This is a genomic window from Helcococcus sueciensis DSM 17243 (assembly GCF_000423145.1).
Lineage (GTDB): Bacteria > Bacillota > Clostridia > Tissierellales > Peptoniphilaceae > Helcococcus > Helcococcus sueciensis.
Genome location: NZ_AUHK01000006.1, coordinates 68,411 through 80,127, shown reverse-complemented (window position 1 = coordinate 80,127; position 11,717 = coordinate 68,411). Strand labels below are relative to the sequence as shown.

The window sequence follows — 11,717 nt, the reverse complement described above, 5'->3', positions numbered from 1 at the left end:
ATGGTTAAACGTGGCTCTCCATATCTTAGATGGGCTTTCCTCAATGCTGCTAGGTTAGTAGCTATGAGAGATCCTTGCTTTAAAGAATATTATCAGAGAAAGAGAAAGGAAGGTAAACACCACTTCGTTGCTCTTACACACGTTGCTAAAAAGCTAATTAGAGTTATTTTTAAATTACTTAAAACAAACACTCAATTTGTTCCTCAGACTTAACTTCATCTTTTAAACTAGCCTTTTATTAAGGCTTATTTGTCATGCAAATTTTTATTAAATTGTCTTTTGGTATATCTTTCATAAAGTTATTTATTTTATACTTGACTTCATATAGTTAGTCTTATTTCTATTTGATGCCTTTAGCTTCTCTATATTTTCTTATATCCTCTAATATTATTTCTCCACTCTCAATTTCTTTTGCTCTTTCAAGCATTTCATTATCTTTTTCTTCAATCAATGGATTTAATAGTTCAGATATTCTCTCAGATAAAACTTTAGTAACAGTCATACTGAATAATGCTGGTGTATTATTAACAGAATAATGAACTACACCATCTACTTCATAAATTGGATTATCGATTGTTGTAGGTCTAGATGTCTCGATTTCTAATTCTACATCACTGCTCACATCGACTATAAAAGTACCTTTTTTGAACTTTTTCAAATCTTCTTTATAAATAATTCTATCTTTTCTGTTTGTATCCCATAAAATACAATTTACTATTACATCGTAGTTAAACATCTCTTTACGGAAAAGTGTTTCTAATCTTCTGCCATAAATATCAACTTGTTTTGCACCTAATCCGTATAATATTCTTTGCACCCCTTTTGCAGTTTGTCCATTACCTAAAATTGCAAACTTAGCTTCATAAGGCATAAATCCCATCATAGGGATTGCATGAAGCATTGCAGCTTCTCCTGCAATTTCTCTATTTTTGTAAAAAATATATCTTCCATCCTCATATAAATCTTCCCAAGCATATAAGGTATGTTTTCCATTTATTACATCAGTAGTGAAATCTACAGATTGTACTGCATGAGCCCAGCCAAATAAAATTTTACCTGGGTCTAGTTGCTTGATATAATCAGCATCTCCTAATTTTACATCAACTATAATATCTTTTTGTAAAGCTTCTTCTCTTGAAACAATATTTGCACCAGCATTTATATATTCGCTATCTTCAATATTAAGTAACTCACCATATCCTTTTTCAAAAAATAATAGTTCTGGATGATTTACTTTTTTGATATCTTTTGGAAGAATAGCTCTTCTCTTTTCACCATTTTTGTGACTAATTAATAAACCTACTGTTTTCATATATCTCCTTATAATTTTTCAACAAAATCGAAATACTTCCCTATTTGATCAGTAGTTTGACTTGCATCAGGATCAGCACCAAAATTTCCTTCGATACATACTGGATCCCCTTTTTCATCAATCGCAATATCCCAACCTACATATCTCACATCAGGAACAACCATAGCTAATTTTAAGCTATTTTCCATTATTTTATCCCATTTATCAAATTTATACCCAATTATTTGTACATTTGAATCTGGGTGATTAATATATTGCTTAAAATTTTTATCTATTGCTACAGAAGACACTACACCTGTTTCTAAGTCTACTTTTGCAGCAACACCATGATTGTGGAAATTGTCAGTTACATTTCCTTTTCTACCAATTCTAATTACTGCATTCATTACATGTGGTTTTCCATTGCCATCTATAAAAGTTGTAATTCTTAAAGTATTAACTGAGGTATCATTAAATTTAGATAAATCAGGATGCTGAACTAACACCGCTTCCACTAAAACATCTTGCTTTTTAAAATCTTCAAAATATTTTTTTGTATCTCCTTCTAAAATGTCTTTTGAATTAAATATACTTATCCCCTTACCAAAGGATCCTATTCCTGGCTTAGCAATAATTTTTTTATTCTTATTTAGAAAATTAACAAATTCTTCAAAATTAGAATCATTTGTATTCAGCCAATTTCTATTTAAATATTCATCAAATACTTTATTAAACATTGGTTTTTTATCAAATAATTCTTTTTTCTCAATATTATTTACTCTATCCATTAGTTTATGAAGTTTTTGATACTCCATAAAAGATTCTCTACTTAAAAGATTTCTATCATAAAATTTATATTGAATATAGTCTATTAAATATACTCCTCTAACAGCTCTATTAAAAAGAAAATCAATATATAATCTGAATATTTGAAAAGAAGAATACGGCCTAGTTGATGATTTCAACAACATATCCTTAAACTCTTTATATCTTTGCACTAAAATCATATCAACTCCTAATTTCTTGCGTTAGCAAAATTCTTGTCAATATATACTTCTTGTAATACTTCTTCAGTAATATCACCAAAAGTAGGACCACCTGTCATTTGATTACTACCAGGACAACTGTTAAATTCGATGAATACTGGATTTCCTTTTTCTCCAATTGCAAAATCCCAACCTACAATTTTAAAGTGTGGTAATTTTACATGTTGTTCTTTAACCTTATCGATTACCTCATCAAATCCTGGAATTGCAAAATCCTCAAAAATCACTTTAGTATCTGGATGTTTATCAAATTTATTTCTTTTCTTATCAAATCCATATTTAGAAAATGTTCCATCGTGATTTACAGTAACTTGAATTCCACCCGCAGAAACATTATCTACTCTAGAGCTTCCTGATCCCATTCTTGCAATTATAGATAATATATGAACCTCTTCCTTAAATAATAAAGAAAGCACTCTTATAGTATTCAATGTATTTGGATTTAATGATTTCATCTTTTCATGTTGTGTTAATATTTCTTGTGCAATAAAATTATCTCCCACAACTTCTAATTTTTTATTTAATTCATCTTCACTTTCTTTTGACTTATCATAAAACTGAATTAATCTTCCCTCTCCACTATCTACGGAAGGTTTAATAATTGCAGAAGTTTCTTTTCTCAATAATTCTAGACCTTCTTGTTTTGTAATTAAATTACCTGCTGGATCATAATATAAACCTGCCATACATTTTACAATTGTTCTAGGTCTATCTACATTAGTGAAAATAGTAGAATGCATATTCTTATCTTCATAAGGTCTTCTAAATTCTGTATTTGAAAAATATGGAATTATATCTCTAAACCAAAGATTATCTGGTACATATCTAGGATTGAACTCTTCTGAATCCTTAGCATATAATCTTAACCATCTCTTATTTGGTTTTTGTCCATATTTCTTCCAATACTCTAAATATTCTTGATAGTGATTGTCATTTTTCTTATTACCACCATCCATTAATTTTAATGTTCTTTTGACCTGTTTTGTTCTATTATATGCTCTATAATTATTTTCAATCCAAATATATAAATCATCAAGTCTTTTTCTTATACCACTTCTCATTATATTTCCTTTATCATTATTTCATTATATTTCATCATATAAATGTTTTCTTTGTAATTTCCAATATTTACTGGATTTTCTTGACCTTTTAAATTATTAATAATTAATTTCATATGATTAACACCAGCTTCATAAGCGTGAGGATATCCACCACCAAATCTTGGATTTACTTCAGATATATAATACTCCCCATCTATATCAAATATATCTATATCTATTTGACCTTTAAAACCGAATTCTTTTACAAATTTTTTAATCAAGTCAAATAATTTTTCGTCTTTAAATGATACTGCTTTATCTGTTTCTCCAGCTCTCATTAAGATCTTTTTCTTTGTAAATATAGATACTATTTCATTAGATATTAAGTCAATATAGACATCTGCACCTATTTCTTGTCCATCCATCAATTCTTGAATCATCAATCCATCTTGTTTTTCAAATAGAAATTCTAAAGTATCTAAATCATCAACTTTACTTATATTAATAGAAGCACTTCCTTTAACAGGCTTTACAAAAACTGGAAAATCTATTTCTTTATTTTCATAATCATTTTTAAACTTATTCAAATCAATATATGATTTTGGAGTTTTATAATTATGTTCTTTTAGCCAATTATACATTTCTAATTTATCAAGAGTTATTTCATTGACTTCAAAAGATGAGCCTATTATTTTAACTCCTATACTATCAAATTTCTCTTTTTGTTTGCTAATAACACTAAGTTCTGGATCAATTAATGACAGTATCGCATTAATTTTTTCTTTTTTACAAATTTCAAAAATTTTATCTAAATAACCATATTCATTAATCTTAGGTACTACATAATGTTTATCAGCTAAATATGTAGCTGGAGCCAGTTCACTAGCATCTGTAACTACAATATTCCCTAGCTTTTCACCATCAATACTCATATTTTCCATGAAATATTCAACTATTTTATTTCTTGTTCCTACGCTTAATAATAAAATATTAATCATTTATACCTTCTTATATTTATATAGTAAAAACTATATTATTTTTGTAAAAACTTTTCCATTATTACAAGATCTCTAAATTGTCCTTTTATATATCTTTCTTCTTCAAGAGTTCCAACTATTTTATATCCTAATTTACGCCAAAATTTCAAAGCTTTAGAATTGTCATCTACTACAAAAATTTTGATTTTTCTCATGTTTAGATATTCAAAAGCATATTTTTCTATCAAATTACATGCATCTTTCGCATATCCTTTACCTTGAAAATCTTTTTCTCCGATATACATTCCTATTTCACAATTTTGATAAATATTATGTATATTATAAAGTCCGATTAAACCTATTGCTTCACTGTCAACTTCAATAATAAATCTTTTGTTTTTATCATCAATATTTATGATTTTATCAATCCATAAAGCTTGTTGATCTATAGATTGCGGATTAAATCCTCCTCCTAAAAACATAAATATTTCTTCATCATTTTTCCATTTATTTAATTTTTCTAAATCGGATCTAAGTATAGGTCTTAGCACTAAATTATCTTGATTTAACATTTTTCCTCTTAATTGTAAATATTATCTGAACCAAATACCTTTCCTACTGTCATAAATAGAATTTTAATATCAAGCCATAAACTAAATCTATCTATATACTCATTATCAATTTTTATTCTTTCATCCCAAGTTGCACTATTTCGCACTTTAACTTGAGCAAGTCCTGTGACTCCTGGTCTCATTTCAAATCTCTTCTTCGCCCATTCTGGATAATTTTCATATCCATCATATGGTGTATATGTTACAGGTGGTCTTGGACCAACTAAGCTCATATCACCAAGTAAAACATTAAATAATTGTGGTAATTCATCTATTGAAGTTTTTCTATACACTCCACCTACTTTTGTAATTCTTGGATCTTTGTCAGACTTAATCGATATACCATCCCCTATATTTTCAGCATTTACTACCATGGTTCTAAACTTATATATGGTAAATATTTTACCATTTTTCCCAAGTCTCTTTTGTTTGAAAAGTATTGGACCTTTAGAATCTAACTTTAAAATAATTGAAAATATTAAAAGAAAAGGACTGAGGATAACAATAGCCAGTAAGCTTGCTAAAATATCAAATATTCTTTTAATTGCCTTCATTTTTTCCCTTTCTCATATTTTTTATCATTTCCATAAGCTTTTCTTTATATATAAAAGCTACTATTATAAATACTATAAACATTACCGCTATTATAGCATATTTTAATATTGGATAGTTATATAACTTCACAATAGGTACTATGCTTAATAAAGATAATAATACAATTAAAATCAACCCTTTTATTGGTAATAATTTTAATTTATTAATTCTCTTTATAGCATAAGCATGTAAAGTAATTAATATAAGATTAGATGCTAGTGTAGTATATGCTGCTGCTTCATATCCAAACATTCTAATAAATATATAATTTGTAACTATATTAAAAATTGAAGCCATTACAGAACTTAAAACTATCATCTTTTTAGCATTATAAAACATTTCAATATTGTAAAAAATAGTATAAATATGTGTAAATAATACCCCTATCATTATCGGTGGTATTATATATATTACATCAGCATATTTTTTACCCGCCCATACAATCATAACTTCTGGAGCTATTATACTTATTCCTAAAGTTATAATCACAATTAAAATAGTCTGGAGTAATATTGGTTTTTTAATAGATTCTTTTTTATCTTCACTAAGTTGTTTTATAAGCCAAGGCATAAATGCATTGTTCAAAGCCACTGATAAAGTCGTAACTATCATAGAAAGATTATAAGCAACCGAATAATTAGCAGTTGCAGCAGGACCTATAATAGATGTAATCATTATTCTGTCAGCTTTACTTAAAATTGTAATCCCTAATAAATGCGGAATCATTGGTAAACCTAGTTTAAACGCTTCTTTTATATGATTTTTACTTATTTTTCTTTCAATTAGTAAAACTCTGAATAAATAATATACCGCAAATAAAATAATAGGTAATGTTTGTGCAATTACAAAATAGTAATATCTACTTTCTGATTTAACTAAATACAAGAATGTCAGTGAAAATACCGCACTTAATAATGTAATAATTATATTTACTACAACAAATTCTTTTAATTTAAATGTAGATCTCAAATACGCTTGATACAAGTAAAACATAGGTACAAATATTGAATAAATTATTACTATTGCTAATGTAAAATTATCCATTTGTAAAATAAACGCAATTTGATTTCTAAATACTATTATAGGCGTTATAAACACTGCTAATACGGTTAATATTGCGTAATATGAATTTATCAAATATTTAGGAACTTCTTCTTTATGCATATTCTGTGACTTAATTATTAAAAATTGAAGATTCATCATAGCTGTTCCAAAGATAAAGTTAATCCAAGACATCATATTACTATAGTCACCATATTGTTCTTTTGTAAGTAGCCTTACATAAAAAGGAAGCATAATAAAAACTATGCCTTTTGCTAAAAAACTTGAAATTGTATACCAAAAACTAGTTTTTAATAATACATTTCCTTTCTTATTTATTTTATTATTCATTTTAACCTACAAATTCACAGACAAAGTCATTTATTATTTCAATAACTTTTTCTTGATCTTCTTCAGACATTTTAATATCTGATGGTAAACAGAGTCCTCTTTCAAATATATCTTTTGAAACAGCTTCATCTTCAACTTTTATAAAATCATATTTTTCAAAATATGGTTGTAAATGCATAGGATTCCATGCTCTTCTTGATTCAATATTTAAATCCTCAAGATATACTCTTAATTTTTCTGGTGTTAATCCTTTTTCAAATACTTCTTCATCAATTGAAATAGCACTTAACCAATGAGATGGTTCAGTATTTTTAAGATATGGATTCATAGAAATTGGTGAGTTTTTGAATCCTAATTTATATCTATTATAAATATCAACTTTTAAATTCTTATGTTCTTCTACATGTAAAAATTGACCGCGTCCTATTCCAGCAACTACATTGCTCATTCTGTAATTATAACCTAATTCTTTGTGTAAATAGTATGGAACTGATTCTTTAGATTGAGTTGACCAGAATCTAGCTTTTTCTGCAGATTCTGCATCCTGTGATACAAGCATTCCTCCACCTGATGTAGTTATCAATTTATTTCCATTAAATGATAATGCTGCATACTTACCAAATGTTCCCGTCTGTTTTCCTTCATATTTAGCTGTTAAACTTTCAGCTGCATCTTCAATAAGAGTTACATTGTGTCTGTCACATATTTCTTTAATTTCTTTTACTTTTCCTGGAATACCATATAAATGCACTAAAATTACAGCTTTTACCCTATCACCATATTTTTCAAATGCTTTTTCTAAAGCTCTTGGATCCATATTCCATGTTTCTCTTTCAGAATCTATAAATACCGGTATAGCATTTTGATAAATTATTGGATTAATAGTTGCTGAAAATGTTAAGTCTTGCACTAAAACTATATCATCCTTATCTATTCCCGCTAATTTATAAGCTAAGTGAAGTGCTGCTGTACCAGATGATACCGCACTAGTACCTTTTACTCCTAAATATTCTGAAACTTTTTTTTCAAATTCATCAACATTTGGTCCAAGTGGAGCTACCCAATTTGTATCAAAAGCTTCTTTTACAAATTGTTGTTCTTCATCATGCATTGTTGGTGTAGAAAGCCATACTCTATTTTCAAATCTTTTAAATTTCATAATTACCTCTATTTCGATTCCTTATAAAGTTCAGCAAATTTTTCCTTATTATCGTTTAAATCTGATTCTGGAGTATGATATGTTGGAACTATTCTAGTTAATACTTCAATAGCTTTATCTACTTCATTTTTTGAAGCGTATATAGACATTTCTTCCATATCATCTATTAATCTCTTATTCTCAAATTTTAATGGCTGAGCTATATGAATCAAATGATTTTCTGTCTTATTTAATCCTTCTTCATCCATTAATTTTTCTTCATATAATTTCTCACCAGGTCTTAATCCAGTATATTTAATCTCTATATCTATATCTGGTTTTAATCCTGATAGTTTAATTAAGTTTCTTGCAAGTGTATCTATCTTAACAGGCTCACCCATATCTAATACGAATATCTCTCCTCCATTCGCATTAAATCCAGCCTCAATTACAAGGCCTACAGCCTCAGAAATAGTCATAAAATATCTAATTATTTCTTTATGTGTTACTGTTACAGGACCACCTTCAGCTATTTGTTGTTTAAATATAGGTATAACTGAACCATTTGAACCTAGCACATTTCCAAATCTTACCGCAACAAATTTTGTTACGAAATTATTATCATATAGTCTTAGTTCTTCTCTATTCAATTCTTTAAAATTACTTAGTATTGTATCATCATGATTTTTTGATACATTTTCCATCATTTGAATTATCATTTCACAAGCACGTTTTGTAGCACCCATTACATTTGTAGGGTTTACTGCTTTATCAGTAGATATTAAAATGAACTTATCTACCTTATGTCTAAGTGCAGCATATGCTGTATTATATGTTCCATAAATATTGTTTTTTATAGCTTCATTTGGACTTGATTCCATGAGCGGAACATGTTTATGAGCTGCAGCGTGATAAACAATATCTGGCTTATATTCTTCAAATATATCATCTAGTCTCTTTGCTTCTCTAACAGATCCTATTAAAGCTATAAAATCAAGATCTGGATAATTTCTTTTTAATTCTTGCTCTATTTCATATGCATTATTTTCATATATATCGAATATAATAAGTTTCTTTGGGCTATTTGTAGCAACTTGTCTACAAAGTTCTGATCCAATACTTCCGCCACCACCAGTGACTAATACAGTTTTATTCTTTAAATTATTTAACGTATTTTGAGTATTTATCTTAATTTGGTCTCTACCTAGTAAATCTTCAATTTCAACATCTTTTAATTGAGAAGTTTTTACTTGATCTTTATTTATTAAGTCAGGTAATGATGGTAATATTTTTAGAGTTGCTTGCGTATCTTTAGCTATATCTAAAAAATCTTTAATATTTTCTTTACTTGCAGAAGGAATAGCCAATACAATAAGATTAATTTCATATTTATTTGCTACATTAATTATTTCATCTCTGCCACCAAATATTGGTAAATCAAATATATATCTTCCCCATTTATTTGAATTATCATCGATGAAACCTTTAATATCATATGTTACATCTACATGTCTTCTCATATCTTGAGCAATCATACGTCCTGCTTCACCAGCACCTATTATAAGAACATTTTTTATCTCTTTACTATCTGTTCTTTTATTTGATTGATTCAATAAAAATATCCTATACGCAAATCTTATTCCAGTAGTTAGGAAGAACTGTAATAAAGCCCCCACTATATAATAAGAAATTGGCATTCTTTCAAAAATTAACATCGTAACTAAGACATGGAATATTCCTGTAATTAAAAATGCATATACACCTTTAAATAAATCTTCAACAGATGCAAATCTCCATAAAGATTTATACATCTTCAATAAATAAAAAATTATTATCGTAAACACAGTATATACCGGTGCTACTTTAATAAATCCAGTTAAAAATCTCATTGGAATTCTACTATAAATAAAATCAAATCTTAAAAATAAAGCAAAAAGATATGAAAAATTAATAGCTAAAATATCAAATATAAATAATCCTATATTGATTATTTGCCAATGATGTAATTTTTTCTTCTTTTCCATTTTCTTCTCCATATATGAATACTACTCTTCGTAGTATTCATTATTTTCATCTAAAAATTCTTCTGTTTCTTCAATCTCTTCTATAAACTCTTCTGTATTGTCACCTAAAACATTTTTAATCTTATTGATAGCATCAATAATTTCATCATCATATAATTGAACAAATGATAATTCATATCCTGGCATTGCGTATGAAGGTAATCCCCATACTGGCTCTCCTTCTACTTGATAAGATTCAATTGTCCATTTTTTCATACTTTCAACCTGTTCATTTAAAAGTTCTGTTATCTTTTTCGATGGTAAATTAGTTGATATAGAGTCTAAAACTGTATCTAAAACTGAAGTGTAATTAAATATTATGCTTGGTGATAAAGTTTTATTTATAATAGCTGTTAAGACTTTTATTTGATTTTTCCCTCTATCAAATTCACCATTTGGTAATGAATATCTTTCTCTAACAAACTCTAATGCTTCCTCACCATTTAAGTCTATATTTCCAGCTGGAAAATAAAATTGTTTTGTCCTTGAAACAAATTCATAATTATTACTTACATTAATTCCACCCAAAGCATCTACTATATCTTCTAATGAATTAAAATTAACTTTTACATAATAATTGATATCAGTATCAAGTAAATCCTCTACTGTACCTATCAATGTTTCAACACCATAAGATCCAGCATGTGTTAATTTATCATAACCTAAATCTCTCATCATTACGTAGCTATCTCTTGGTATTTGTGTAATTAATACCTTATCTTTTTCAGGATTTATAGTTACAACAATATTTACATCAGATCTTAAATCATCTTCTAGTCCCCCATATGAATCTCCACCTGATATGAACACATTGAAACTTTCACCATGTTTTACATCTTTAGCTTGAGTGATTTTGTTTTTTTCTATTTCAAATTTACTTTCATTCGGATCTGATGTGAATTTTATTATTTTATATGCATGATCAAATTCAGATATGCTCTCTAAAATATGACTAAGTTTTGATTCATTTAAAATCATATACTTAATCTTTCCCTCTAATAAATCATTTGCCAAAGGTATAGCACCTTTACCCTCAACATATTTAAGTTTTTTATTTATTTTATCAGTTTCTGACCTTAATAGATCTATATCTTCTTTATTTTCATGTTTATCATAATAAATAGTTGCTGATTTCATATCAACTACGGTATCCACATTATGATTGTTCTTTAAAGTAATTATTGAATATGAAACTTTTTTAGTTTCACTCTCAGCTATTTTACTATTAAATTTTGAATACGTTCTATATATATAGAACGCGCCTACTGATTGAATTAAAATTAGTAAACCTAAAATTATCGACAATACGATATTTAAAATTTTTTTCTGTGAATATTTAATTACTAAAAAACCAAATATTAAATGCATTAAAACTAAAAACATTATTAGTATGAATCTATATTTAGATGGAAGTAATTCATTTACAAATAATTGTGATGCAAAAAGCACTAAACTTATTGTGCTTAATACAAAAAATATATTTGAAATTATTGATTTTTCCTCATTCATTTTTCCCTCTTATTTTATACAATTATAACTGATTTTATCACATCTCTATAATCATT

11 protein-coding genes are annotated in these 11,717 nt (G+C 27.4%); 1 reads left to right on the top strand and 10 read right to left on the bottom strand.

All coding sequences use genetic code 11. The features are described 5' to 3' along the window. The coding region (locus G534_RS0102955) for a transposase (RefSeq protein WP_027347514.1) at nt 1-213 on the top strand (213 nt) is incomplete at its 5' end. A gap of 127 nt (nt 214-340) precedes the next feature. Here G534_RS0102955 and G534_RS0102950 read toward each other — a convergent pair. Genes G534_RS0102950 through G534_RS07750 form a run of 10 tightly spaced genes read right to left on the bottom strand, consistent with a single transcriptional unit; the run spans nt 341 to nt 11,661 of the window. Continuing rightward, nucleotides 341-1,312, bottom strand: a complete 972-nt coding sequence (locus G534_RS0102950; RefSeq protein ID WP_027347798.1) for a N(5)-(carboxyethyl)ornithine synthase — start codon at nt 1,310-1,312, stop codon at nt 341-343. A gap of 8 nt (nt 1,313-1,320) precedes the next feature. Continuing rightward, nucleotides 1,321-2,298 (bottom strand): sugar-transfer associated ATP-grasp domain-containing protein, encoded by a 978-nt coding sequence (locus G534_RS07755; protein WP_051177398.1) that lies wholly within the window; start codon nt 2,296-2,298, stop codon nt 1,321-1,323. Nucleotides 2,299-2,306: 8 nt separating this feature from the next. Then, nucleotides 2,307-3,398 (bottom strand): sugar-transfer associated ATP-grasp domain-containing protein, encoded by a 1,092-nt coding sequence (locus G534_RS0102940; protein WP_027347797.1) that lies wholly within the window; start codon nt 3,396-3,398, stop codon nt 2,307-2,309. Next, the gene (locus G534_RS0102935) at nt 3,398-4,375 is read right to left on the bottom strand and encodes an ATP-grasp domain-containing protein (RefSeq protein WP_034595909.1); all 978 of its coding nucleotides are present in this window, start codon (nt 4,373-4,375) and stop codon (nt 3,398-3,400) included. Before G534_RS0102935 ends, G534_RS0102940 begins: the two co-directional genes overlap by 1 nt. Nucleotides 4,376-4,410: 35 nt before the next feature. Further along, nucleotides 4,411-4,926, bottom strand: a complete 516-nt coding sequence (locus G534_RS0102930; protein ID WP_027347795.1) for a GNAT family N-acetyltransferase — start codon at nt 4,924-4,926, stop codon at nt 4,411-4,413. 8 nt (nt 4,927-4,934) lie between these two features. Continuing rightward, nucleotides 4,935-5,519 carry a sugar transferase gene (locus G534_RS0102925; protein WP_034595907.1) on the bottom strand — a complete coding sequence of 195 codons (585 nt, stop codon included), beginning with the start codon at nt 5,517-5,519 and terminating at the stop codon, nt 4,935-4,937. Next, entirely contained in the window at nt 5,506-6,951 is a 1,446-nt protein-coding gene (locus tag G534_RS0102920; protein ID WP_027347793.1) for a lipopolysaccharide biosynthesis protein, read from the bottom strand. The genes G534_RS0102925 and G534_RS0102920 overlap by 14 nt, the downstream gene beginning before the upstream one ends. 1 nt (nt 6,952) lies before the next feature. Beyond that, a complete protein-coding gene (locus G534_RS0102915; RefSeq protein WP_027347792.1) occupies nt 6,953-8,110 on the bottom strand; it encodes a DegT/DnrJ/EryC1/StrS family aminotransferase in 1,158 nt (385 codons plus the stop codon). 8 nt (nt 8,111-8,118) lie between these two features. Further along, the gene (locus tag G534_RS0102910) at nt 8,119-10,113 is read right to left on the bottom strand and encodes a nucleoside-diphosphate sugar epimerase/dehydratase (protein ID WP_034595906.1); all 1,995 of its coding nucleotides are present in this window, start codon (nt 10,111-10,113) and stop codon (nt 8,119-8,121) included. Nucleotides 10,114-10,134: 21 nt separating this feature from the next. Beyond that, entirely contained in the window at nt 10,135-11,661 is a 1,527-nt protein-coding gene (locus G534_RS07750) for an LCP family protein (RefSeq protein WP_051177397.1), read from the bottom strand. Nucleotides 11,662-11,717 lie beyond the last annotated feature (56 nt).